Origin of the sequence: Streptomyces sp. NPDC096310 (genome assembly GCF_044763125.1) — a bacterium.
Taxonomy (GTDB): domain Bacteria; phylum Actinomycetota; class Actinomycetes; order Streptomycetales; family Streptomycetaceae; genus Streptomyces.
In genome coordinates, this window is record NZ_JBIWFO010000004.1 from 291,559 (window position 1) to 315,466 (window position 23,908).

At 72.7% G+C, this 23,908-nt stretch carries 22 protein-coding genes and 1 pseudogene; 8 read left to right on the plus strand and 15 right to left on the minus strand.

Annotated features, from left to right (window positions below; genetic code table 11):
* Positions 1 to 148: 148 nt before the first annotated feature.
* From fxsA to ACIQ7D_RS12285, 5 genes are all read right to left on the minus strand, one after another.
* Positions 149 to 391, minus strand: a complete 243-nt coding sequence (gene fxsA, locus ACIQ7D_RS12265) for an FxSxx-COOH cyclophane-containing RiPP peptide (RefSeq protein WP_403936510.1) — start codon at positions 389 to 391, stop codon at positions 149 to 151.
* A 36-nt stretch (positions 392 to 427) separates the two neighbouring features.
* Positions 428 to 4,015: an SAV_2336 N-terminal domain-related protein gene (locus ACIQ7D_RS12270; RefSeq protein WP_403936512.1), complete on the minus strand. Its 3,588-nt coding sequence runs from the start codon at positions 4,013 to 4,015 to the stop codon at positions 428 to 430.
* 7 nt (positions 4,016 to 4,022) lie between these two features.
* On the minus strand, positions 4,023 to 5,111 hold the full coding sequence (locus ACIQ7D_RS12275) for an AAA family ATPase (protein WP_403936514.1): 1,089 nt from the start codon (positions 5,109 to 5,111) through the stop codon (positions 4,023 to 4,025).
* Between the two features lie 127 nt (positions 5,112 to 5,238).
* The gene (locus ACIQ7D_RS12280; protein ID WP_403936515.1) at positions 5,239 to 7,347 is read right to left on the minus strand and encodes a trypsin-like peptidase domain-containing protein; all 2,109 of its coding nucleotides are present in this window, start codon (positions 7,345 to 7,347) and stop codon (positions 5,239 to 5,241) included.
* Complete coding sequence (locus ACIQ7D_RS12285; RefSeq protein WP_403936517.1) at positions 7,344 to 7,892, minus strand: CU044_2847 family protein; 549 nt, start codon at positions 7,890 to 7,892, stop codon at positions 7,344 to 7,346. The genes ACIQ7D_RS12280 and ACIQ7D_RS12285 overlap by 4 nt, the downstream gene beginning before the upstream one ends.
* Positions 7,893 to 8,057: 165 nt before the next feature.
* Here ACIQ7D_RS12285 and ACIQ7D_RS12290 point away from each other — a divergent pair, with 165 nt between their 5' ends.
* Complete coding sequence (locus ACIQ7D_RS12290; RefSeq protein ID WP_403936519.1) at positions 8,058 to 8,249, plus strand: DUF6104 family protein; 192 nt, start codon at positions 8,058 to 8,060, stop codon at positions 8,247 to 8,249.
* A 9-nt stretch (positions 8,250 to 8,258) separates the two neighbouring features.
* Here ACIQ7D_RS12290 and ACIQ7D_RS12295 read toward each other — a convergent pair whose 3' ends face one another.
* On the minus strand, positions 8,259 to 9,068 hold the full coding sequence (locus ACIQ7D_RS12295; RefSeq protein WP_403936521.1) for a hypothetical protein: 810 nt from the start codon (positions 9,066 to 9,068) through the stop codon (positions 8,259 to 8,261).
* 149 nt (positions 9,069 to 9,217) lie between these two features.
* On the opposite strand from ACIQ7D_RS12295, the gene ACIQ7D_RS12300 reads away from it, so the two are divergent.
* Entirely contained in the window at positions 9,218 to 10,126 is a 909-nt protein-coding gene (locus ACIQ7D_RS12300) for a DUF4097 family beta strand repeat-containing protein (protein ID WP_403936523.1), read from the plus strand.
* A 1-nt stretch (position 10,127) separates the two neighbouring features.
* Positions 10,128 to 11,117, plus strand: coding sequence for a helix-turn-helix transcriptional regulator (locus tag ACIQ7D_RS12305; protein ID WP_403936525.1), 990 nt, complete (start codon positions 10,128 to 10,130; stop codon positions 11,115 to 11,117).
* Between the two features lie 41 nt (positions 11,118 to 11,158).
* On the opposite strand, the gene ACIQ7D_RS12310 is transcribed toward ACIQ7D_RS12305, so the two are convergent.
* From ACIQ7D_RS12310 to ACIQ7D_RS12330, 5 genes are all read right to left on the minus strand, one after another.
* Positions 11,159 to 11,746 (minus strand): Clp protease N-terminal domain-containing protein, encoded by a 588-nt coding sequence (locus tag ACIQ7D_RS12310; protein WP_403936527.1) that lies wholly within the window; start codon positions 11,744 to 11,746, stop codon positions 11,159 to 11,161.
* An 18-nt stretch (positions 11,747 to 11,764) separates the two neighbouring features.
* A complete protein-coding gene (locus ACIQ7D_RS12315) occupies positions 11,765 to 12,718 on the minus strand; it encodes a zinc-binding dehydrogenase (RefSeq protein ID WP_403936529.1) in 954 nt (317 codons plus the stop codon).
* A 113-nt stretch (positions 12,719 to 12,831) separates the two neighbouring features.
* Positions 12,832 to 14,409, minus strand: a complete 1,578-nt coding sequence (locus ACIQ7D_RS12320) for an alkaline phosphatase D family protein (protein ID WP_403936983.1) — start codon at positions 14,407 to 14,409, stop codon at positions 12,832 to 12,834.
* Positions 14,410 to 14,414: 5 nt separating this feature from the next.
* Positions 14,415 to 14,993, minus strand: coding sequence for a phosphoesterase (locus tag ACIQ7D_RS12325; RefSeq protein ID WP_403936531.1), 579 nt, complete (start codon positions 14,991 to 14,993; stop codon positions 14,415 to 14,417).
* Positions 14,994 to 15,233: 240 nt separating this feature from the next.
* Complete coding sequence (locus tag ACIQ7D_RS12330; RefSeq protein ID WP_403936986.1) at positions 15,234 to 16,463, minus strand: NADP-dependent malic enzyme; 1,230 nt, start codon at positions 16,461 to 16,463, stop codon at positions 15,234 to 15,236.
* 511 nt (positions 16,464 to 16,974) lie between these two features.
* Here ACIQ7D_RS12330 and ACIQ7D_RS12335 point away from each other — a divergent pair.
* The 3 genes from ACIQ7D_RS12335 to ACIQ7D_RS12345 are packed head-to-tail and all read left to right on the plus strand — an operon-like array spanning position 16,975 to position 19,667.
* A complete protein-coding gene (locus tag ACIQ7D_RS12335) occupies positions 16,975 to 17,928 on the plus strand; it encodes an ABC transporter substrate-binding protein (RefSeq protein WP_403936533.1) in 954 nt (317 codons plus the stop codon).
* Positions 17,929 to 17,964: 36 nt separating this feature from the next.
* Positions 17,965 to 18,909, plus strand: a complete 945-nt coding sequence (locus ACIQ7D_RS12340) for an amino acid ABC transporter permease (RefSeq protein WP_403936535.1) — start codon at positions 17,965 to 17,967, stop codon at positions 18,907 to 18,909.
* 5 nt (positions 18,910 to 18,914) lie between these two features.
* Entirely contained in the window at positions 18,915 to 19,667 is a 753-nt protein-coding gene (locus tag ACIQ7D_RS12345) for an amino acid ABC transporter ATP-binding protein (RefSeq protein WP_403936989.1), read from the plus strand.
* A 132-nt stretch (positions 19,668 to 19,799) separates the two neighbouring features.
* Here the strand turns inward: ACIQ7D_RS12345 and ACIQ7D_RS12350 are convergent, their stop codons facing one another.
* The gene (locus ACIQ7D_RS12350) at positions 19,800 to 20,582 is read right to left on the minus strand and encodes a class I SAM-dependent methyltransferase (protein WP_403936536.1); all 783 of its coding nucleotides are present in this window, start codon (positions 20,580 to 20,582) and stop codon (positions 19,800 to 19,802) included.
* A 97-nt stretch (positions 20,583 to 20,679) separates the two neighbouring features.
* On the opposite strand from ACIQ7D_RS12350, the gene ACIQ7D_RS12355 reads away from it, so the two are divergent.
* Positions 20,680 to 21,327 carry a CGNR zinc finger domain-containing protein gene (locus tag ACIQ7D_RS12355; protein WP_403936538.1) on the plus strand — a complete coding sequence of 216 codons (648 nt, stop codon included), beginning with the start codon at positions 20,680 to 20,682 and terminating at the stop codon, positions 21,325 to 21,327.
* Here the strand turns inward: ACIQ7D_RS12355 and sodX are convergent.
* The gene (sodX, locus tag ACIQ7D_RS12360; RefSeq protein ID WP_403936540.1) at positions 21,213 to 21,683 is read right to left on the minus strand and encodes a nickel-type superoxide dismutase maturation protease; all 471 of its coding nucleotides are present in this window, start codon (positions 21,681 to 21,683) and stop codon (positions 21,213 to 21,215) included. The two genes, ACIQ7D_RS12355 and sodX, sit on opposite strands and share 115 nt — an antisense overlap.
* A gap of 150 nt (positions 21,684 to 21,833) precedes the next feature.
* Here sodX and sodN point away from each other — a divergent pair, with 150 nt between their 5' ends.
* Entirely contained in the window at positions 21,834 to 22,229 is a 396-nt protein-coding gene (sodN, locus tag ACIQ7D_RS12365; RefSeq protein WP_403936542.1) for a superoxide dismutase, Ni, read from the plus strand.
* A gap of 10 nt (positions 22,230 to 22,239) precedes the next feature.
* On the opposite strand, the pseudogene ACIQ7D_RS12370 reads toward sodN, so the two are convergent.
* Together ACIQ7D_RS12370 and ACIQ7D_RS12375 are read right to left on the minus strand one after the other, a co-directional pair.
* Positions 22,240 to 22,863: pseudogene (locus ACIQ7D_RS12370) on the minus strand (site-specific integrase); the annotation flags it as partial.
* A gap of 35 nt (positions 22,864 to 22,898) precedes the next feature.
* A complete protein-coding gene (locus ACIQ7D_RS12375) occupies positions 22,899 to 23,834 on the minus strand; it encodes a helix-turn-helix domain-containing protein (protein WP_403936991.1) in 936 nt (311 codons plus the stop codon).
* Positions 23,835 to 23,908 lie beyond the last annotated feature (74 nt).

Sequence of the window (23,908 nt, forward strand, 5' to 3'; positions counted from 1 at the left end):
GCCCGGCGCGGGCTCGGCGCCGCGCGGCGTCCCCTGTCGAGACACCACTGCGCACCCCCATGCCGTACAGAGTCGTCGGGCGGCCCGGTCCCGGGCGCCGGCGGAACCGAACTCTCCGCCCAGAGGGTCCTGCCCCGTAACGTCCTCCTCAGAACGCGTTGTTGAATCCCCAGAGCATTTCGCGGGGCTGCTCGGCCCGGCCGCGCAGATCCGCCATCACCTCGCTGAGCACCGGGTGGTCGAGGGTCCGCAGGGACGCCAGGTCGAGGGCCAGCAGATCCGGCAGCTCACCGGCCGTACCGGACGGCGTGCCCGCCGCGCCGCCGGGCCCGGCCTCGTACCCCTCGTACTTCTCGTTCTCCCGCTCCGTGCCGTGCGCCGCGTCGGTCATCACGCCTCCCCCTCATGTCACTACGGCGCGCACCGCTCAGCGTTCCAGCTCGGCCAGCCGGTCCGCGGTCGAACGGGCCGTCTCGCCGCCGCCGTCCGGCAGCTTGCGCCACTCCGTGCGGGCCGACCGGTACGCCTCACGCGCCGCCCGGGGCCGACCCGCCTCCTCATAGGTCCTACCCCGCCAGTGGCCGGCCGCAGCACGCAACGCGATGGCTTCCAGTCGTTGGCGCGGATTCTCCATCTCCTCCTCGGCGGTCCTGGCCGCGTCCGCCGCGTCCCGGAACGCCTCGGCCGCGTCGTCCAGCCGGGCCGGGCGGTGCAGCGTGCGGTAGGCGTCGAAGTGGGAGCGGCCCAGCTCCAGCCAGCAGCGCGCGGCCGTCAGCGGGTCGCGGGCCTCCTGCGCGGCGAGCCCGAAGAGGTGTTCCGCCTCGCGCAGATCCACCCGGTCGTCGTTGATCCGGTGGCGCAGCATCAGCGCCTGGCCCAGCATCAGCAGCCGCTCCGCCTGGCGGGCGGTGCCGGTCGCCGTCTCCGTACGGCAGTCGCGCAGCACCCGTACCGCCGCGCCGGCGTACGGCGCCCCGTCCGGGAGCCCGGCGCGCCGCAGCACGGTGGCGCCCCACTCGGCGAGCAGGTCCGCGTGGGCCCGGGAGTCGCGCGCGGTGGAGCGGGCGGCGCGGGCGAAGAAGTCGGCGGCGTCGTCCAGATCGTCAGGGTCCTCGGACCGTTCGTAGCGGGCCACCCTGACCCGTCCGGCGCGGATCCTGAGCGAGGCGAGCAGCCGCTCGTCCCGTACGGTCGCCAGCGACTGGTCGACGAGGGTCGCGGCCTCCTCCAGGCCCTCCCCGGAGCGGAGCAGCGCGTCCACCAGGTCGAGCAGGATACGGGCCTGAGTGCCCACGGTGTGACCGCCGGGGGTGAGCGCCTTGCGCAGCGAGCGGGCCGCCTGGGCGGCGTACACCTGGGCCTGTTCGGGGTCGGCGGTCGCACCGGAGAGCCGCAGCAGGGTCCTGCCGTGCGCGAGCGGGAGCCCCGTCGGCCGGTTCTCCTGGTCGGGCCAGACGTCGGCGAACGCCTCCAGCATGCCGATCGCCCCCTGGAGCAGCGCGCTGTCGCCGCCGAGCCGCCACTGCGCCTCCAGGGCGCGCACCCGGTCCAGCGTGAGCCGCAGCGCCTCGCCGGGGGCGAGTCCGGGCGCCGCGCAGGCCACGGTGTACTCGCGGTCGGCGCGGCGCAGCAGCTCCAGGGCGCCGGACCGGTCGCCGCGCCGCCGCCGGTCGTCGGCCGCCGCGTGCAACACCTTGGCCAGGACGGCCCGTTCGCGTACGGCCCGGGGGTGGGCGGTGGCCCGTTCGGCGGCGCGCTCCGCCTCGCCGAGCAGTTCGCCGCCGCCCTGGACCTCCCAGAGCCGGAGCAGACAGCGGGCGAACTCGGCCCACAGCTCGGGGTCGGAGCCGCCGGGCGCCTCGCGTTCGGTGGCGCCGCGCAGCAGTTGTACGGCGTCGATCAGGTACTGGACCATGCTGTCCGACTCGAACTGCGCGGTCAGTTCGCGGGCGCTCTCGACGGCCGCGTTGACCGGTTGCGGCGCGGTGCCGGGCCCGCCGCCGTTGAGTCCGTACGCCGCGAACTGCTCGGGCAGCGGCATGAACTGCTCCAGTACGCGGGCGGCGACCTCGGCGAAGGGGTGCGGGACGCGCGGTCCGCCGCCGGGACCGCCACCGTCCGGGCCGAACTCCCCGCCGAACTCGGCGTCCTCGTCCGGGTCGTCGCCCGGGTGGAGGGGTCCGTGGCGTTCGTTGCCGAGCTGTGCGAGGGCCAGCGCGGGGAAGTTGGGGCCGCCGCGGCCGAAGCGCTGCTCTATGTACTCGGAGCAGTGCTTCAGTACGAGGATGGCCTCGTCCCGGCCCAGCGGGCCGAGCAGCGCCTCCTGGACGCCGGGGGTGAACTCGTACCAGGGTCCGTCGTCCGCGCCGTCGCCCTTGCTGCGTGAGAGCAGGCCGCTGAGCAGCACCTCGGCGAGTTCGGAGGGGCCCGAGTCGGGCAGCATCGTGCGCTGGACGAGCTGCATCACCGGCAGACAGAGCGGGGCCGCGGCGAGATAGACGGCGAGCTGTCCGGCGACCGGGGAGGCCGCCGAGCGGAAGCGGCTGACGAGCTGGAGCGAGGACATCCGGTCGCCAGGGCGCGGTGCGGGCGCCGGAGGCTGGTCGGCGCGCACCCAGCCGACCGCGCCGGAGATCCGGCCCGCGCCGGTGCCGGAGAGCAGCCGCGCCCAGGCGCCGAGCGCGCCCGCGACGGGCGGCAGTACGGGGACGGCGAGGGCGCCGGGCCGGGCGGCGGGCGCGGTGGCCGCGTCGCCGCCGACCTTCAGCACGGCGGCGCCGGCCGGTCCCTCGCCCCGGGAGAGGACCCCGTAGGTGACGGGCAGTCTGGTCCGGTTCCACATGCGCTGCGGCAGCGGCTGGAGGACGGCGGTGGGCGCCTGGCGGCCGAGCTGGTGCAGCAGCCGGTGGGCACGCCCGCTGTGCCAGAGGGGGCCCGCGCAGTCGCTGACGACGACGGTGACGCGGCGTCCGGTCGGATCGCTGAGCCGGTCGGCCGAACTGAGCGGCGCGGCGGCCGGGTCGGGGCTTCTGCTGACGGCGGGCGCGCCGTCGGGCCCCTGGTGGAGATAGCGCGTCTGCACATCACGGAAGGCGCCCAACTGGCCGAAGATCTGCTGGAGTTCGGCGAAGAGCCGTTCCCAGACCCGCATCGACGACGAGGCATCCATCACGAGCTGCAGAATCGCGTCCCCGCGCGAGACCCCACGGAACACCGGAATGATCAGCCCGCCGGCCCGGGCACTCAGCTCTACGGTCGCCACCTCGTCAAGGGTACGGCGCAGCGGGGGCGCGGAGGGCCGGTACCGCTGAAGCGGACGAAGGGCGCGCTGGAGTTCGAGGGGCGCGGGGAGCGCGGGGGCGGCCGGTACGCCCAGGGTGAGCGCGGCGGCGGCGCCCCCCGAACGGGTCCCGGAGGCGCGCGCTCCGGCCGGGCGCGGCACGGGGTGGAGGGCGATGCGCGGGTCCTCGACCGGGAGGCCCTGCAGCCGCTCGGGCGTGTCGTCGCCGTTCGCCCGAGACGTTCCCTCCGTACCGCCGGGACCGGGCGGGACGCGGGGGTCCTGCGCTCCGGCCCGCCCCGGTCCCCGCAGGCCGGCGCGGGGGGCCTCGCCGGGCCCGGCACCGGCCGGCGCTCCACGGTCGCGTCGGGTCTGCTGCGCGAGCCAGAGGGCGTCGCAGAGCTGCTCGGCATCGGGGTCGAGCCCGGCGCCGCGCAGCCGCGCGACGAGCGCGGCGAGGCGCGAACTGTCGTACGGGGGCGGCTCACCGGCGCCGCGGTCCGCCGCGCCCGCGTCATCCTCGGCCGGACTCCCCGCGCCGGGGACGCCGGGAAGCGGAACCGGAGCCGAAGCCGCCGGAACCGGAGCGCCAGGAGCCGTGCCTGCCGGATTCGGAGCGCCCGGCACCGGGACCGCCGGATCCGGAGTCGAAGGTTCCGCCCCGGTGACGGCTCCGTACCCGTGTCCCGGTTCCGGCTCGCTCGCCGGGCCGTGGCGCCCCGTGACGTCGGGCATCAGCGCATCACCTCGGTCGGTCGAGTCGCTGGATGAGCAGGTCGGCGAGGCGGTCACGGCCGGCGGGCGCGGCGGTGTCGGTGAGGTAGATCGCGTTCAGGAGCTGGTCGGTGGCGATCAGTTCGCTGCGCGAGCGCTCCAGGAAGTGCGCGATGAGATCATCGCCCGCGCGCGCCGCCTCGTCGCCGAGGTGGGCCCGTACGAAGGTGGCGAGCCGCTGGTGGTCAGGCCGGCCCAGCTCCAGATGGATGCAGCGGCGCATCAGGGGCGCCGGGAAGTCGCGCTCCCCGTTGCTGGTCAGGACGGTGAACGGGAAGGCGCGGCACTGCACCCGGCCGCCCCTGATCCGTACCTTCCTGCCGTCGTCGGTCAGGACCTCGGCCTCGCCGTCGGGCAGCCGGTCGGCGATCCGCTCCAGCTCCGGAATGCCGAACTCGCCCTCTTCCAAGACGTTGAGCAGGTCGTTCGGCAGGTCGATGTCGCTCTTGTCCAGCTCGTCGATGAGCAGGACGCGCGGCTGCCCGGAGGGGAGCAGCGCCGTACCGAGCGGGCCGAGCCTGATGTAGCTGCCGATGTCCGCAGACGGGTCCTGACCCGGGCTCACCCCGGTGCCGGCCGCGGCGCTGTGCGCGGCGAGCTGGACGTCCTGGAGGCGGGCGATCGCGTCGTAGTGGTAGAGCCCGTCCTGCAGCGTGGAGCGGCTGACGATGGGCCAGCGCAGCACCCGGCCGAGCCCGAGTTCGTGCGCGACGGAGTGGGCCAGGGTGGACTTGCCCGCGCCGGGGCTGCCGGTGACGAGCAGCGGACGGCGCAGATAGAGCGCCGCGTTGATCATCTCCAGCTCCTCGGCGCCGGGGCGGTGCAGCTCCGCCTCGTGCCGGTACCCGCCGAGCCGCCGGTCGGCGGAGCCGTCACCACCACCGGATCCGTCACCACCGGAGCCGTCCGCGCCCGCGCCGTCACCGGCCCCGTTCTCCGGCAGGGAGCCACCACGGCCCGCGAAGTCCCGCCAGGGCGGCGGCGGGGGCAGTTGGGCGATGCCGTCGTGCGGTTCGCCGGCCCCTCGGTAGATGAGCCATTCGCTGGGTTCACTCATGGTGATGTCCTCGTCCTCACTCGTCCGCCGGGGGCGGCAGCCGCCGAAGCTGCTTCACCGTAGCGATCCGGGCCGTACCCCGTAAGGGTCTTCCACGAGCCGGGCCCTGGACGGTGCTCCACATCTCTCACGGCGCCTCCAGCAACTGTCCTGAGCCGGGCAGCGGATGGTGCGGATCGTCGTAGAACAGCGCCACTCCGTCCGACCAGAACATCTCCGCACGGCCCGCGTGCACGCCCTGCCGCAGCTCCATCAGGATCCGCGGCAACTGCGCGGCGCCGTCCGCCTCCGCCACCGTGTGCACGGCCCGCCGGTGGAACTCCGCGCAGACCGACTCGGGCCGGCTCTCGCCGCGCCGCAGCAGCGCGACATGGAAGCCGCCGCGCACGACCCTGCCCAGACCGGCCGCGGTCTCGCCGTCCGGCTGGGCCGCGTAACGGCAGAGCACGGGCACCGTCTCGTACGCCAGGGAGCGCAGCCGCTCCTCCTGCGGTACGGGTACCCGTAATCCGTCCTCGCAGTCGATGATCTCGGCCTGTACCGCGGCCCCCGCCGTACGGCTCCAGCGCGAGCGGTGCTCCCTGGCCTCCTCCTCGGAGAGCGGCGGCTCCCGGTCGGAGCAGCGCACCACCACCGGGCGCAGGGCGCCGAGCGGCGGTTCGTCCGGTGCGAGGCGCCACGCCTCGACCTCCAGACCGAGCTGCTGGGGGGCGACGGCGACCTGGAGCACGGCCGGGCTGTCCGGCTCGTCGCACCGGCGGAACGCCTCCGTCAGCGACCCGGTCAGCCGGGCGGGCAGCGCGCTGCCCGAGGTGCCGCGGCTGTCCTCGGCGACGGGCAGCACCTCCCCGCTGTGCCGGGCGACACCGACGCGCCAGTCGTAGCTGTCGCGCTCCCAGCCGCGCGGCTCCAGCTCCAGCAGGACGAAGGAGTGCTCACCGGCGCGGGGCCGCTCCCCGTACGCCGGGGCCGCGCGCCGCTGAGCGCGGTCCGTACGGTGGCGGGCCGCGGACCACAGCAGCGCGATCTCGTTGCGGAAGTTCCGCGAGAGCTGGTCGTCGGCGACGAACTTCACCCAGTCCCAGAGCGCTTCCTCGGCCGCCGCGGTGGCCCCCGTGACATACGGGCGCTCGGCGGCGATGGCGCTCATGCAGTAGCGCAGGACGAGTTCGAGCGCGGCGCCGCCGCCGCGCGTCTCGTACAGCGCGCCGAGCCCGTCCCGCCAGCTCCGCGGCGCCGGATAGCGCTCCACGCGGTCCACGCCCGGCAGCCGGACCAGCAGATCGAGCAGGCTGTGCGTGGAGACCGGCGGCGGCAGCTCGGCCAGCTTGCCGAGCAGCAGGATCCGCTGCTGCGGGCTGAGCGCGCGGTCGGCCCCCGCGCCCAGCGAGTTCTGTACGTCGGCCCAGGTCCAGCCGGCGCCCGCCCGGGTCAGCTGCCGGTCCGCGTGGTACCGGTCATGGGCGTGGAAGACCGCCTGGTAGTCGTCGTCGGCCTCGGCCCCGGCCATCGCCGCGGGCACGGGCAGCGAGCGCAGCCGCTCGATACCGATGGACGTGCCGCCCATCCCGCCGACGAGCTGGGACTTCAGTACGCCGACCACCTCGCCGCGCGCCAGGTCGACCGCGGGCCCGCCGGACACCCCCGGCGGCAGCACGTCCCCGCCGAGCCGCACCTGCTCGTCCTCCGGGTCCGACCAGCCGCCGACCGTGCCCTGGACGGACAACTGCCCGCTGAGCCGCTTGATCCGGCCGCCGACCTCCGTCCAGCCGGAGTAGAGCACCGAGCCGCCGCCGAAGAACGCGGCGGGGCGCTCCGTGACGTACACGCAGGCGTGCTCGACGGGCCGGCGGAGCCGGACGAGCGCGAGATCGGGGGCGGGCCAGCCGCCCCCGCGTACCCCCGCCGGGCCGGGGTCGCCGGGCGACGGCTCGGGCAGCGCGGCGACCACCGTGCCGGACACGGCGGTCTCGCCGCTGCGGGGGCCGGTTTCGAAGATCACTGTCACGTCCCGCCCCTCCCCCTGCAACGCCACATGCGCGCACGTGAGAACCCAGCTCGGGGCGATGAAGAAGCCACTCCCCAGAAAGCTTCCGCCCGGCCCCTCAGGGACATACCCCCGGTCCGGGCCATGGATGCGCACGGTCGCCGCCATGACGAGGTCGCGCAGCGCACTGCGGGTGCTCCCCCCATCGGCCGGCCCGCCCTGCTCGACCCGGCCGAGCCCGTCGATCATGTGCCGCTCCCGGCCGGGGGCGTGGACCCGTCGGGGTGCGCCGGTGCGCCGGGGGGCGCGCCCCCGGGCGGTGCCGGCGCCCGCGGCGGCGCGGGGTGCGGGACCGCCGGCGGGGCCGACGGTGGCGGTGGTGTCGGCGGTACGGGCGGCCGCTGCGCCTGCGGCGGCACCAGCGGCGGCGCGGACAGGTCGGCGGGCGGTCCGCCGCCGGTCCAGGTGAGCGTGACCTTGATCCCTCCCTTGGCCTCGCCGTCGGCGAGCAGCCCGACGACCTTCCCCGATTTCGCGGTGAGTTCGATCCCGAACTCGATACTGACCTCGTCGGGCCTGACCGCGCGCAGCGGCCCGACGAGCGAACGCGCGACGCTGGTCACGACTCCCTGCAGGCTCTCGACCCGGGCCTGTACCTGGTCGGCGAACCCGGTGTCCGAGTACGTCAGCCCCCCGGAAGGGCCGGTCAGCTCCTCGGCACCGGAGATCCGGGCCCATACGGGTGTGCCGTCCGGCATCTCGATGCGCGCGACACTGGCCTCTCCATCACCCATGGCATCCCCATTTCCCCCAATTCCCCGCAGGTTAGCGGCAGTACGCCGCCGACGCGAGGCGCACCGGTGAGGACGGCGGTTCGCGCCCGAACGGTTCTCGCGTCCCTCACCGGCGCCGGCCGGCCGTCACGGCAGGCATGAAGACCAGGCATTAAGCTGAGGACCATGTACTTCACGGACCGCGGGATCGAGGAACTGGAGAAGCGGCGCGGCGAGGAGGAGGTCACTTTCGAGTGGCTGGCCGAGCAGTTGCGCACCTTCGTCGACCTCAACCCCGACTTCGAGGTGCCGGTCGAGCGGCTGGCCACCTGGCTGGCCCGGCTGGACGACGAAGACGAAGACGACGAGGACGCGTAGCCGGCCGGCTCACTCCCCGCCGGTTCGGAGCCGGTCGTACGCCAGTCCCAGCACCCCCTGCGCGATCAGCAGCGCCCCCGCGAAGGCCCAGCCCGCGCTGCGTCGGCGTACCGCCCACACCGCCAGCGGGGCGCCCGCCGCGAGCTGTACGGCGCCGAGCAGCCGCGCCCGGGGCCCGTGCAGCCAGGGGCCGAGCGGTCCGTCCTCGACCTCGTCCAGCTCGGCCCGTACCGCGTCGCGCCAGCCCGCCCACTCGATCTGCTCGGCCCCAGGCTGCACCCGGGCCACCTCGCGGAGCCGGTCGGCCGGTTCGCCCGGGGTGAGGCCCGCCGGGAGGATGAGGCCGGTGCGGGTGAGGACCGCGGAGAGCGCGAGCAGCCGGGCCCGCGCGTCGGCGTCCGGGTCGCCCAGGGTCAGCGGCTCCAGCGCCTGGAGGTCCAGTACGGGGTCGAGGCCGAGCCGGGCCGCGAAGGTCCGCATCGCCTCGTCCTCACCGGCCGCGGTGCCGTCCGCGAGCCAGGTGTAGCCGACCGTACGGCGGAAGCCCGCGGCCAGGACGTAGCCCGCCCGGTCCGGGTCCCACCACAGCGCGAGCACCGGCCAGTTCACGCCGACGGCGAGCGCGGTGGCCCATCCCGCGACCACCCGGTCGACCGGTTCCGTACCGTCGAGCCACGGCTTTCCCTCCGGGACCAGCAGGCTCCAGCCCTGGCCGGCCGGGGTCAGCAGCAGCTTCTCGCGGAGCAGATGGGCGGCGGGCCGTACCGCCGCCGGTTCGGCCCGGCAGAGCAGCAGCGCACCTGCGGATGTCGCGTTCATGGCCCTTACGCTAGGGCACTTTGCCCCGATAAGAGCGCCGGCCGTGGCCCGTTCCGCCGTCCGGTCTTGACTTTCCGTAACCGCGATATATCGTGTTCTCCAAGAGACGCGATATGTTGCGTCAAGCCGTGCCCCGGGAGGTCAGCACCATGGCAGAGTCGACGTGGCAGGTCACCGAGGACGAGCGGCTCACCTTCGACGAGCCGGTGACCACGCTGGACGTGCGCCTCGTCAACGGCACGGTGAACGTGGTCGGCACGGACGAGGCCCTGCCGGACCGGCGGGGCGGCACCCGGCTGGAGATCTCCCGCGTCGAGGGACCGCCGCTGATCGTGACCCTGGACGGCTCGACCCTGACGGTCGCCTATGAGGACCTGCCCTGGAAGAACCTTCTGAGCTGGCTCGACCCCAAGGGCCGGCGGCGCAGCGCCGTCGTCTCGCTCGCCGTCCCCACCGGGACCGCGGTGGGGGTGGGCGTCGTCGGCGCCGAGACCGTGATCACCGGGGTCCGGGGGCGTACGGCGGTTCGCGGGGTCAGTGGCGACACCACACTCGTGGGGCTGTCCGGCGAGGTACGCGCGGAGACGGTCTCGGGCGATCTGGAGGCCCAGGCGGTCACCGGCAGCCTCCACTACCACTCCGTGTCGGGCCGCCTGACGGTCGTCGAGGGCTCCGGATCGCGCGTACGGGCCGACTCGGTCAGCGGCGACATGGTCATCGACCTCGACCACCCGGCGGGCGAACCCACCGACATCAGCCTCACCACCGTCTCGGGCGAGGTCGCGATCCGGCTGCCGCACCCGACGGACGCACAGGTCGAGGCGCACACGGCGAGCGGTTCCGTGACCAACGCGTTCGACGATCTGCGGGTCAGCGGCCAGTGGGGCGCCCACCGGATCACCGGCACCCTGGGCGCGGGCGGGGGGACGCTCAAGGCGAACACGGTGTCCGGCTCGATCGCCCTGCTCAGAAAGCCACCGTCGGAGGACGACCGCCACGACGGACCGCACGGACCCGCCCCGGCCGGCGCGGCGCCCTCCCTGACGAAGGAGCTGTGACATGCCCCCGGTCTTCGCCCACGGCCGACTCCGCCTCTATCTGCTCAAGCTGCTGGACGAGGCGCCGCGCCACGGCTACGAGGTGATACGGCTGCTGGAGGAGCGCTTCCAGGGCCTGTACGCGCCCTCCGCCGGCACGGTCTACCCGCGGCTGGCCAAACTGGAGGCCGAGGGCCTGGTCACGCACGCCACCGAGGGCGGCCGCAAGGTCTACTCGATCACCGAGGCGGGCCGCGCCGAACTGGCCGGGCGCGGCGGCGAACTGGCCGATCTGGAGCTGGAGATCCGCGAGTCCGTCTCCGAACTGGCCTCGGAGATCCGCGAGGACGTACGGGGCGCGGCGGGCCGGCTCCGCAGCGAGATGCGGGCGGCGGCCTCCCACACCCGTACCGCCGCCGGTGCCCGGTCCCGCCCGGGGGCCGACGGGGAAGCGCCCCGCGGGGAGGCCCCCTTCGGGGACCCCGAGTCCTGGCGCGCGGCGAAGGAGGAGCTGAAGCGCGCGAAGCAGGAGTGGAAGGAACAGGCCCGCCGCGCGAAGGACGAGTCGCGCCGGGCCCGCGACGACGCCCAGCAGGCCCGCCGCCAGGCCAAGGAGGCCCAGGAGAACGCGCGGGAGGAGATGCGGCGCATGGCCGAGCAGGTCCAGGACCAGGTGCGGCACCACTTCGTACGGGGCGACTGGCCGACCGGCCTGCGGGAGGGCCTGTCCGAACTGGCCGGCCAGCTCGGCGGCCTGACCGGGTCCGCGTGGCCCCCGTACAGCAGGCCGGACGCGGCCGGGACGCAGGACGCCCCGGAGTGGGCACAGGACACCCCGGAGTCCGGCGATCCGGCCCGGGACCTGGACCGGCTGCTGGACCGCTTCCGCGACGAGATCCGCGACGTGGCCCGGGACCACGGGGTCACGGCCGCCCAACTCGACGAGAGCCGCCGCCACCTGGCGACGGCGGTGGACCGTATCGGGGCGCTGCTGCGCACTCCCGAGGAGTGACGGGTGGGGGGGGGAGGGCGGTGTCGCCCCTCCCCCACTGCTCACCCGGGCGGCGTCGCCGTACCCTCCCCGCCCCCTTCGGCCCCTCCGGTCCCCGCCGCGCCGAACATCGCCCGCTCCACCGCCGCGTACGTCGCCCCGTGGTCCGCCAGGACCTCCGACACCACCCCCGGGCGGGCGGTCAGCGCCAGCAGAAGGTGCGCGTCGCCGATGGTGCGGTCACCGCGGCCCTGGGCCATCCGCAGGGAGCGCGCCAGGGCCGCCTTCGCGCCGGGGGCGAACGGGCGGCGCTTTGGCCACCGCGTCCGGCCGGGCCTCACCGCGACGCGCAGCGCGCCCTCGCCGTGGGTCTCCTCGACCCGCGCGACGATCTCGTCCACGTCGATCCCGAGCCCCGCCAGCGCCTGCGTCTCCGCCTTCGACAGGCCGCCCCTGCGCCGGGCCTCCCGGAGCCCGTCCTCCACCGACGCGCGGCGGCCGGCCAGGCCCAGCGCGGCGAAGGCGAAGGAGACGCGGGTGCCCCGGCGTTCGAAGAGCGCGAGCAGCAGGTGCTCCTCGGTGACGGTGGCCGCGCCGGTGCGGCAGGAAACGTACGTTGACAGGTGAGCGACGTCAACCCTGGTTGACATGAAGGTGCGGCGGGAGGCTCAGACCGTCAGGACCACCTTCCCGAACAGGCCCCCGGCCGCCATCTTCTCGAAGCCCTCCCGCGCCCGGTCCAGCGGCAGCACCTCGTCGATGACCGGCCGCACTCCCCTCAGCGCGCAGAACGAGAGCAGGTCCTCCAGCTCGGCCCGCGACCCCATCGTCGAGCCCACCACCCGCAGCTCCAGGAAGAAGATCCGGGTCAGCTCGGCGTGGTCGGGGCGGTCCCCGCTCGTCGCGCCCGAGATCACCAGCGTGCCGCCGCGCCGCAGGCACTTGACGGAGTGCGACCAGGTGGCCGCGCCGACCGTCTCGATGACGGCGTCCACACGGTGCGGCAGCCGCGCGCCCGGTTCGTACGCCTCCACCGCGCCCAGCTCCACCGCACGCGCCCGCTTCCCGGCGTCGCGGCTCGTCGCGTACACCCGCAGCCCCGCCGCGCTGCCCAGCGCGATCGCCGCCGTGGCGACCCCGCCGCCCGCGCCCTGGACCAGGACCGAATCACCGGGCCGTACACCGGCGTTGGTGAAGAGCATGCGGTACGCGGTCAGCCAGGCCGTGGGCAGACAGGCGGCCTCCTCGAAGGACAGCTCGGCGGGCTTGGGCAGGACGTTGGAGGCCGGTACGGTGACGCGCTCGGCGAAGGTGCCCTGGTGGTGCTCGGTGAGGATGGAGCGCGGCTCGGTGCCGTGGTCGCCACCGCCGATGACGGAGTGGACGACGACCTCGTTGCCGTCCTCGTCCACCCCGGCGGCGTCGCAGCCGAGGATCATCGGCAGCTTGTCCTGGGAGAGGCCCACCCCCCGCAGCGACCACAGGTCGTGGTGGTTGAGGGAGGCGGCCTTCACCGTGACGGTGGTCCAGCCGGGGCGTGGCGCGGGGGCCGGGCGTTCGCCCAGCTCCAGACCGTCGAGGGGGTGGGCGAAGTCCGTGTGGGCTGCGTAGGCGGCAAACATGGCCCCGACGATAGGACGGCGGGGCGACGGGCGGGACCCGGCGTACCGGTGACACGCACGACACGCGCCCGCACCCGTCCCCCGTCCCCGCCCCGGGGCCCGGGGTCCGGGGCTCAGTCCCTGCGGTACTGCGCGGGCGACCCCTTCGTCGCCGGGTCCTCGTACGCGCCCACCGTGCCCCGGTCGACATGGAAGGTGGTCAGGGTGGAGACCGGTGACACGGGGTCACGGCGGTCCTCGATCACCCGCATGTGCGTGCTGAAGCGCTCGGGAGTCACCTCGTACACGTCGTAGCCGTAACGGTTCCCCTCGAAGTACTGGAGGTGCGGGTTGGCCCGGCCCATGAGCGGGCCGTTGGCCGCGTTCCACGCCGCGTCGTACGCGCTGGAGGTCACCGAGTGCGCCGTGAACTCCGTGCCGAGGACGGGCGATTCGGGGTTGTCGTAGTCCGGCCGTATGTCGTCGACGAAGGCGGAGTGCCAGTCCCCGGTGAGCACGACCAGGTCCTCCAGACCGCTCGTACGGACATGCTCCAGGACCTCCTTGCGCTCGGCGAGGAAGCCGTCCCACTGATCGGTGAACATGTACCGGCCGCCGGGCGAGCCGCGCAGTTGGCTGAGCATGATCGAGTTGGCCCAGATGTGCCAGGAGTCCGGGGCCCGGTCGACCGTCCGCTTGAGCCACGCCTTCTGGTCCGCGCCGAGGATCGTGCCGTCGGCGAGGTTCTGCGCGGAGCGGTACTGGCGCAGGTCGAGCACGGCCAGCTCCAGCAGATCGCCCCAGCGGCGCACCCGGTGGATCTCCGGGTCCGGCAGAGCGGCGGAGAGGCCGTCGCCGTCCCCCGCGTCGCGGTGCGGCAGATGCTCGTACCACGCCTGGTAGGCGGCGGCCCGGCGCTGGAGGAACGGCGCGCCCCCGCCCGTACCGCTGTAGTCGTTGGCGACCTCGTGGTCGTCCCAGGTCAGGAACCAGGGGTGGGCGGCGTGGGCGGCGCGCAGCGAGGGGTCGCCCTTGTAGAGGGCGTGGCGTCTGCGGTAGTCGGCGAGGGTCTGGATCACCGGGCCGTTGTTGTCACGGACGGAGTCGCCGCCCTCGGGCCCGTACTCGTAGATGTAGTCGCCGAGATGGATGACGAAGTCCAGCCGCTCACGGGCGATCCCGCGCAGCGCGGCATAGTAACCCTGCGGGTAGTTCTGGCAGTTGGCGGTGGCGAAGCGTACGGAGCCCACCCGTCCGGCCGGCGCGGTGCGGGTCCTGCCGGTGCGGCTGGTCCGGCCCAGGGCGCTGAACGCGTACCAGTACGTACGGCCGGGGCGCAGCCCGGTCACCGGTACGTGCACGCTGTGCGCGAGCGTCGCGGACGCCGGGACGGTGCCCCGGGCGACGACCCGGCGCAGCGCCCGGTCCTCGGCGACGACCCACCGCACCTCGGCGACCTCGGGCAGCGGCTGCTCGCCGGGCTCGGCGAAGGGCTCGGGGGCGAGCCGGGTCCACAGCACGACGCTCGTCGGCCGCGGGTCGCCGGAGGCGACGCCGAGGGTGAACGGGGCGTCGTCGTACGTCGAGCCGAGCGCGGCGGCGGCCTCGCGGGCCTGTGCGGGGGAGAGTCCGGCGCTCAGCGGCCAGACGGTGCCGAGCGCTCCGGCGGCGCCGGCGGCCTTGAGCAGATCGCGCCGGTTCAGTCCTGTCATGGCGTTCACGGCCGTACCCCTTCGGCGTGGAGGGTCAGTGAGATCCCGTCGGCGTAGCCGTCGTTGGAGGTGCCGGAACCGGTCCGGGTGAGGACCAGCAGCACCCGCGCGGAGCGGGCGCCGGGCGGTACGGCGGCCTCGGCGGCGCGCTCCACGAGGGCGGTACGGCCACCCCGTTCCGCGGCGGTGACCGGGCCGAGGACGGAGAGCGCGACCGGAGTGCCCCGGCCGTCGCGGAACTCCACCGAGAGCCGGGCCCCGTCCTCCTGCGCCGCGTATCCGCCGAGCCAGGCGGAGAGGGCGTACCGCACCCGCCCCGCGTCCACGGCGGCGCGGCCGGTGGCGCCCTTCGCGGGCAGCGGCACGTCCTGGACGAGCGCGGTGCGCGGGCTGTTCCCGCCGGAGAAGAACCGGCTGCCGCGCCGGGCGGGGCCGGGGTCGGCCGCGGTCGGGTAGCCGTTCCCGTGGGCGTACGCGACGAGGGCGGGCGCCCCCTGGCGTACGGACCAGCCGTCGACCGACGCCACCGGTTCGGCGTCCCCTCCCGGCCCGCTCTCGGCGTCCCCGTTCACAAGCAGGTTCACAAGCGCCTCCTGGTGTCGTCGTCAACGCCAGGCATCCCAGCAGCCCCACATGAACCGGTAAAGGCCGCCTGCCGAACTTCCGGGCGCCGGGCCGCCGGACGGGGCCCGGCGACGCCGAACGCCGGACGGACCGCGGTCGGTCCGCCCGGCGTTCGTTTCTTCGCGGATCGACGGATCCCTGGATCCACGGATCCCTGAATCGCAGGATCCCCGAATCCCCGAATCCCCGGAGGCGCGGGGTCAGCGGCGCGCGACGCCCTCCGCGCGGGCCGCCGCGGCCACCGCGGCCGTCACCGCCGGCGCCACCCGCTCGTCGAACGGCGACGGGATGACGTAGTCGGCGGCCAGCTCGTCACCGACGACGTCCGCCAGCGCGTCCGCCGCCGCGATCTTCATCCCCTCGGTGATGCGGGAGGCCCGCACCTGGAGTGCGCCCGCGAAGATCCCCGGGAAGGCGAGCACGTTGTTGATCTGGTTCGGGTAGTCGCTGCGGCCCGTCGCCACGACCGCCGCGTACCGGTGGGCGATGTCCGGGTGCACCTCGGGGTTCGGGTTGGCCATCGCGAAGACGAACGCGCCGGGCGCCATCGAGGCGATCGCCGGCTCCGGGACCGTACCCCCGGAGACGCCGATGAAGACGTCGGCGCCGGCCAGGGCGGCCTCCAGCGAGCCGGAGAGCCCCGCGCGGTTGGTCAGGGCGGCCAGTTCGCGCTTGACGTCCGTCAGGTCGTCGCGGTCGGCGCTGACGACACCCTTGCGGTCGGCCACCGCGACATCGCCGATCCCCGCCTCCAGCAGGAACTTGGCGATGGCGACGCCCGCCGCGCCCGCCCCGGAGATGACGGCGCGCAGCTCGCCGAGGGTGCGTCCGGTCAGCTTCGCCGCGTTGCGCAGGGCCGCCAGGGTGACGACGGCGGTGCCGTGCTGGTCGTCGTGGAAGACGGGGATGTCCAGCCGCTCCTGGAGCCGGCGCTCGATCTCGAAGCAGCGCGGCGCCGAGATGTCCTCCAGGTTGACCCCGCCGAAGGAGGGCGCGAGCCGGACGACGGTCTCGACGATCTCGTCCGTGTCGGTGGTGGCGAGCGCCAGCGGCACCGCGTCCACTCCGCCGAACTGCTTGAACAGGATCGCCTTGCCCTCCATCACGGGGAGCGAAGCCTCCGGGCCGATGTCGCCGAGCCCGAGCACCGCCGTACCGTCCGTCACGACGGCGACGACCTGTGACTTCCAGGTGTAGTCGTGCACCAGCTCGGGACGCTCGGCGATCGCGGTGCAGACCTTCGCCACGCCCGGTGTGTACGCGAGGGACAGGTCGTCCCGGTCCCGCACCGGCACCGTGGCCTGGATGGCCATCTTGCCGCCGCGGTGCAGCGCGAAGGCCGGATCGAAGGGCTCCTCCGAGGAACCCTCCGCCCCGGCGGCGCCGCTGCCGACGCTTCCGTCGCGATGATTGACGATCTCCGCTGCCATGTAGGTGACCCCTTGTGTCTTCATCAGTTGAGGGTGACCACTCCCCGGATGAGGAGGAGTGGGGTTGGGCACCGCGTCCGTACCCGCGCTCATGTGCTTGCCTGCCGGCTCGCTCGCCTGCATGCACACGTACGTACGGAGCGGGCGCGTCGCACACGCGCGCCGCAGCGGTGTCCGCGCGCGGTCCCCCACGGTGAGATGACTCATAGCCGTTTATGCCGACCAATGCCGCGCAATGCCGACACTTCCGGATAGCGGCATGAATCATGCCCGGTAAGGGATACGGACCGGAGATTCTACGGCCGCAAGAAGATGTACCGACAGAAGGTCCGGCTGTGATGGGCTGCCTTGTCGATGTGCCGGGGGTCTCCCGTTACCCGATTTTGACATGCCCGGCGCCCTTGAGGGGACCGTCCGAATGGCAAGATGCCACTCATCACACTAGGTCGCGACACTCGAAGACGCGTGCTCGGCCATTGGCAGCTCCCTCATCCGCCGGAGGACCCTGATCATGACCGCAAGCACCATCTGTCGTACGACCACCGCGAAGTCCCGGATGGCCGCGGTGGGCGCGATCGCGGTCGCGGGCACCCTGCTGCTGACCGCCTGCGGCGACCAGACGAAGAGCGGTTCCGACACGGGCGGGTCCTCCTCCGCCGCCAAGGGCCCCCTCTTCGACAAGCTGCCGAAGGAGATCCAGAGCAAGGGCGTCGTCAAGGTCGGCTCCGACATCGCGTACGCGCCGGTGGAATTCAAGGACAAGAACGGCGCGATCGCCGGTATCGACCCGGACATCGCCGCCGCGCTCGGCAAGCAGCTCGGCGTGAAGTTCGCATTCGAGAACGCCACCTTCGACACCCTGGTCACCGGCCTGCGCGCCAAGCGGTACGACATCGCCATGTCCGCGATGACCGACACCAAGGACCGGCAGAACGGTGTCGAGGACGGCAAGAAGGTCGGCGAGGGCGTCGACTTCGTCGACTACTTCACCGCCGGGGTGTCCATCTACACGCCCAAGGGCAAGGACCAGGGGATCAAGACCTGGGCCGACCTCTGCGGCAAGAAGATCGTCGTGCAGCGTGGCTCGGTCTCCGACGACCTCGCCAAGAAGCAGGCGACGGAGTGCCCGGCCGGCAAGAAGCTCACCATCGAGTCGTTCGACAACGACCAGCAGGCCCAGACCCGGCTGCGCGGCGGCGGCGGCGACGCCGGCTCCTCCGACTCCCCGATCGCCGCGTACGCGGTGAAGACCTCGGGCGGCGGCAACGACTTCCAGCTGGTCGGCGAGCCGGTCGAGGCCGCCCCGTACGGCATCGCGGTCTCCAAGGGCAACAAGCAGCTCTCCAGCGCCCTCCAGGAGGCCATGAACGCGATCATCAAGAACGGTGAGTACGGGAAGGTCCTCGCGAAGTGGGGCGCCGAGTCCGGCGCCGTCACCGAGGCCACGCTCAACGGCGGCTCGTGACCGGGCGGCGGGCTGGGCGCTGAGAGGCATACATCTGTGACTACCGACATCGACAAGGCGGGCCCCACCGGCCCCTCGGGCCCGCCGTCCGCCGCACCCGAGGCCATCAAGGCCATCCCGGTCCGGCACTACGGGCGCTACGTGGCCGGGGCGGTCGCCGTCGCCCTGCTCGCGAGCCTCGTCTACGCCTTCTCGCAGGGGAAGGTGAACTGGGCGGCGATCCCCGACTTCTTCTTCGACGGCCGGATCATCTCCGGCGTCTGGCACACCCTGCTGCTCACCGTCCTCGCGATGGTGATGGGTGTGGCGCTGGGCGTGATCCTCTCGGTGATGCGCCTGTCGAAGAACCCGGTGACGTCCTCCGTCGCCTGGTTCTACATCTGGTTCTTCCGCGGAACGCCGGTCTACGTACAGCTGCTGGTCTGGTTCAATCTCGGCCTGGTCTTCGAGTACATCAACCTCGGGCCGATCTACAAGGACTACTGGTCCTCGTTCATGACGCCGTTCCTGACGGCGCTGCTGGGGCTCGGCCTGAACGAGGCCGCGTACATGGCCGAGATCTGCCGGGCCGGTCTGCTCTCCGTCGACGAGGGGCAGAGCGAGGCGTCGCACGCGCTGGGCATGAGCCAGGGCAGGACGCTGCGCCGGGTCGTGATCCCGCAGGCGATGCGGGTCATCGTGCCGCCGACGGGCAACGAGGTCATCAACATGCTGAAGACCACCTCGCTGGTCTCGGCGGTGCAGTATCCCGATCTGCTGAGAGCGGCGCTGGACATCGGGCAGACCTCGGGCGCCGCGGCGGAGATGCTGTTCCTCGCGGCCGCCTGGTACCTGATCCTGACCACGGTCTTCAGCATCGGCCAGTTCTATCTGGAGCGGTACTACGCGCGCGGCTCCAGCCGCTCGCTGCCGCTCACACCGTGGCAGAAGGTCGTCAAGAACGTGTCCACCCTCCGTCGAACCCCTGAGGCGGTCTCATGAACGCCATGGTGCAGGCCCAGGCCGTGCACAAGTCCTTCGGCGCCGCGCACATCCTCAAGGGCATCGACCTGGAGGTGGCGCCGCGCGAGGTGTTCTGTCTGATCGGCCCGTCGGGCTCGGGCAAGTCGACCTTCCTGCGGTGCATCAACCACCTGGAGAAGATCAACGCCGGCCGGCTGTACGTCGACGGCGAGCTGGTCGGCTACCGCCAGAAGGGCGACAAGCTGTACGAGCTCAAGGACAGCGAGGTCGCCAGGAAGCGCCGGGACATCGGCATGGTCTTCCAGCGCTTCAACCTCTTCCCGCACATGACGGCGATCGAGAACGTCATGGAGGCGCCGGTCCAGGTACGGGGCGAGGCGAAGGCCGTCGCCCGCGCCCGCGCCGAGCGGCTGCTGGACCGGGTGGGGCTCGCCGACAAGGCGGCCAACTTCCCCTCGCAGCTCTCCGGCGGCCAGCAGCAGCGCGTGGCGATCGCCCGCGCGCTGGCGATGGAGCCGAAGCTGATGCTCTTCGACGAGCCGACGTCGGCGCTCGACCCGGAGCTGGTGGGCGACGTCCTGGACGTGATGCGCGATCTCGCCGCCGACGGCATGACGATGATCGTGGTGACGCACGAGATGGGCTTCGCCCGCGAGGTGGGCGACGCGCTGGTCTTCATGGACGACGGCGTGGTGGTCGAGGCGGGCCACCCGCGCGACGTACTGACCAGTCCGCGGCACGAGCGGACGAAGTCGTTCCTGTCGAAGGTCCTCTGAGGGCCCCTGAAGTCTTCTGAGGCCTCTGAGGGCTTCTGCTCTACGGGGAGGGTGCGCCGGAGCAGCTTCCGGCGCACCCTCCCGCCCACCCTGTTCACCACCGAGAGCACCCGGGACGGACGGCGATTCCCGCTATTTCAGCGCGAGGACGAGCGAGTCGGACGGCGAGGACCAGACGGCGCGGGCCTCCCCGAAGCCGGCCTCGCGCAGGGTGCGCGTGTGCCACTCCGCCGACGGGGTGTCGCAGTCCGCGTGCTCGCCGAAGATCCGGAAGCGCTCGGCGGTCGGCTCCGCGAGGACGGGGTCCCGGCCCGCCAGCTCCCACCACCCCGGCCAGTCGACGGCGCCCGCGGCCTTGGCCCGGTCCATGGCGAGGTGCCGGTGGGCGCGTTCGGCCTCGTTGATCCGGGGTGTGGACGCGTCCGGCATATGGTCGGCGTTCATGAAGACGCCGCCCTCCCTGACGACCCCCGCGAGTTGCCCGTACAGCACGGCCAGCGGCTCCCGGTGGAGCCAGTGCAGGGCGGTGGCGGTCAGGACGGCGTCGTACGCGCGGTACGGCAGCAGCCGCGGCCAGGCGGGGTCCTTGAGGTCGGCGGTCACGAAGGTGACCCGGTCGTCCCCGGCGAAGGAGCCGCGGGCGATGGTGAGCAGGGCGGGATCGAGATCGACCCCGGTACTGACGGCTCGGGGGAACCGATTCAGCAGTCTGTCCGTGATACTTCCCGTACCGCAGGCGAGGTCCAGCACCCGCGGTTCGGGGCCCACCGTGGCCTCGACCATGTCCAGCATGACCCGGAAGCGCTCCTCCCGGTCCGGGAGGTACCACTCCTGCTGGCGGTCCCAGCTCTCCTGCCAGGCCCGCCAGTCGGTCGCGGCGGCTCCTGCGACGCCACTGGTCCCCGTCTCCGTCATGACACCCTCCCCACGCCTCGGTAATACCCTAGAAGCAGTACGAGCCATTACATCCTTCACTCATTCAGACCCTAGACCGCTTCCGTAAGGACTACAAGTGGAACTGGCCTCTTACTCGGACTATGCCGTACGCCTGGTGAACACCGAGGAACCGGCCCGCGGCACGGACACCCTCACCTCGGTCGAGGCCGTGCGCTCTCTCTTCGGACCCAACTCGCAGGCGGCCCGCCGCGCCGCCGACGCCGACGTCACGCGCTTCCGTTCCGTACGGGCGCGACTGCGGGCCGTCTTCACCGCCGCCGACTCCGGCGAGGCCACCCAGGCGGTCGACCTGCTCAACTCGCTGCTGCTGGAGTTCCCGGTGAGTCCCCAGATCTCCGGGCACGACTTCCTGGACGACGAGGGCCGGCCCCGCTGGCACATGCACCTCGCCGAGCACCCGTCGAACGCGACGGCGGGGTACGCGGCCACCGCCGCCATGGGCCTCGCCTTCCACCTCACGGAGTACGGCGTCGACCGGCTCGGCCTCTGCCAGGCGGCGCCGTGCCGCAACGCGTACCTGGACACCTCCACCAACCGCTCACGCCGCTACTGCTCGGACCGCTGCGCGACCCGCGCCAACGTCGCCGCCTACCGGGCCCGCAAACGCCTGGAGAGCGACAGGCGCCTGGCGGACGAGCGCTCGGCGAGCACCGGACGCACCCCGCGGAGCAGCCAGGACACCACCGCGCGCGCCGAACGCTGATCGCCCAGCGGCCGGTACCGCGCCCTGACCCGCCCCAGCAGCAGCTCCTCGGGCACCGTCCCGAACACCCGGCTGTCCCCCTCGGCGCCCGGATTGTCCCCGAGCACCCACCATCCGCCGTCGCGCCGCTCGGCCAGCCGCTTCACGATGAGCAGATCCTGCTGAAGCGGATGTTTCAGCACGGCCACGTCCCCGGCGCTGACCGGGGCGCCGTACCGGACGAGAAGCTGATCGCCATGTCTGAGCGTCGGATACATGGACGGCCCGGTCACCTCCGCGATCCCCCACGGCACCCGCGGCTCCCGCCCCGGCACCGGCTCGGGCCCCAGCCCCGGCTCCTGCCCCAGTTCCGTCATACGGCACCTCCCGGTCCCACCGTACGTTCCGCCGCCGGTCCCGTACCGACCCCGGACTTTTGTCCTAAGCCCTAGGGGGCACTCGCGAAATACCTCTTCTCACGGAGTAATGTCCCACCTGAGAAGACGATCACGAGGAAGGACAGCACCATGCTTTCCCGCCTGTTTGCCCCCAAGGTGACGGTCAGCGCCCACTGCGACCTCCCCTGCGGCGTGTACGACCCCGCCCAGGCCCGCATCGAGGCCGAGTCCGTCAAGGCCGTCCAGGAAAAGATGGCCGGCAACGACGACCCCCACTTCCAGACGCGCGCCACCGTCATCAAGGAGCAGCGCGCCGAGCTCGCCAAGCACCACGTCTCGGTGCTGTGGAGCGACTACTTCAAGCCCCCGCACTTCGAGAAGTACCCGGAGCTGCACCAGCTCGTCAACGACGCCCTCAAGGCCCTCTCGACCGCCAAGGGTTCGACCGACCCGGCGACGGGCCAGAAGGCCCTCGACTACATCGCCCAGATCGACAAGATCTTCTGGGAGACGAAGAAGGCCTGATCTGTGCCCGGGCCGTCTGACCTGCACTTTCGCAGGTCGCACCGCCTACTGGTCCGCACCCGGTCCGCAGGCCGCCGAGAACGGCGTCCATGACGGACCGGGTGCGGTCCTCTTCTCCCGGCCACAGGTGCGCGTAGATCCGCAGGGTGATGACGGCGGACGCGTGGCCGGGGACGAGCTGAACCTGCTTGACGCTCGCGCCGCCGGCGATGAGCGCGGAGGCGTCGAAGTGCCGCAGGTCGTGGGTCACCATGTGCGGCAGTTCGACGGACTTGCGGCTCTGACGCTCGGCTGCCTCGTTCTCCGCCGCCTGGATGGCCCTGCGGGCGCAGTTCCACTCGGTCTTCCAACGGCGGTAGTCGAGCGGCTCGCCTCCTCCATCGTGAACAGCCATTCCTTCGAGGCCGCGCGGCGAGATGCCCGAGCAGTGGCTCAATGACCACCTCACGGGCCGGAACCGTACGCCGGGACTTGCCGGTCTTCGGCGGACCGATCAGCCCGGACTGGAAGCACTGACGCTCGACGCGGACGGTGCCGCGCTTGAAGTCGATCTCCGAGACCTTCACCCGAGCAACTCACCTACGCGCAAGCCTGATCCGGCCAGGACGACGATCGCGGCGCGTAGGTACGGTGGTCCCGACAGCCCCTGTCACCACCTCAGTGGTGGGGCTACAGCCACGCCGAAGGTCGAACCGGGAAGTGGGCTGGAGCGTGCTGGCCGCCTTTTTCGTCGCCCGCCTGCTGACGCGTTGACAGCGGCGTGGGGGACAGCGTGCGGGGCGTGAAGAGCATGACCCAGTGGTCGTTCTCGGGGTCGTGCAGCATCTCGCTGTCGAACGCGAGCAGACCTCTCGTCGGATGGTTGACGCGCTTCATCGCGGACCGCCATGTTCCGATCTCTCCTCGCTCCCACTGGCTGCCGAACTCGGGGCTGCTCGTCGACAGTTCGTGAAACAAGGAGCGAAGACGCTCATCGTCCGGGTAGAGACTGAGCGCTTTGCGAAGTTCGGCGGCGGCCACCCGGGCGATCTGTTCCACTCCCTCGTTCCCGAGAACCTCTCGGAGTCCCGCCGATGTAAAGGCCTGGTGGACGATGTTGTGACCATAGGGTCCGTCGCCGAACATGGGCCCGAACAGATCCGCCGCGGCGACGTTGAACGCCAGCATGTCGAGCCGGCCGTCGTGGATGGTGACCGGCATGGTGTCGTCCAGGCTGTCGAGCAAGTGTCGGAGCCCCGGCCGGATTTCCGCAGCGGGTGCTCGCGGCTGCGGAGGCCGTTCGTCGGCGAGGCGGAACAGGTGGTCCCGCTCGGCATCCGAGAGCCGGAATGCCCGCGCCAGTGCGGTGAGGATCTCCCGCGAGGGTCGGGACGCGCGCCCCTGTTCGAGACGGGTGTAGTACTCGACCGAGATGCCCGCGACGTCGGCGAGCTCCTGGCGCCGCAATCCCGGCACACGCCTATGGGACAGAGCGGACGCCCCAGGCCGATCTCGGGGTGTCATCTCCGAGCGACGACGACGCAGGTACTCGCCCAGGCCCAACCGCTCATCTCCCACCATGAATTCATTGTCCCTCCACCCAGGTGGGCAGCAGGCCGGGTGCATGGCCCTGCGGATACCAGGCTCGACGAAATCTCCCTGATCGTCGAACAGACCGTCAGTGTCGATGGCGACGGAGA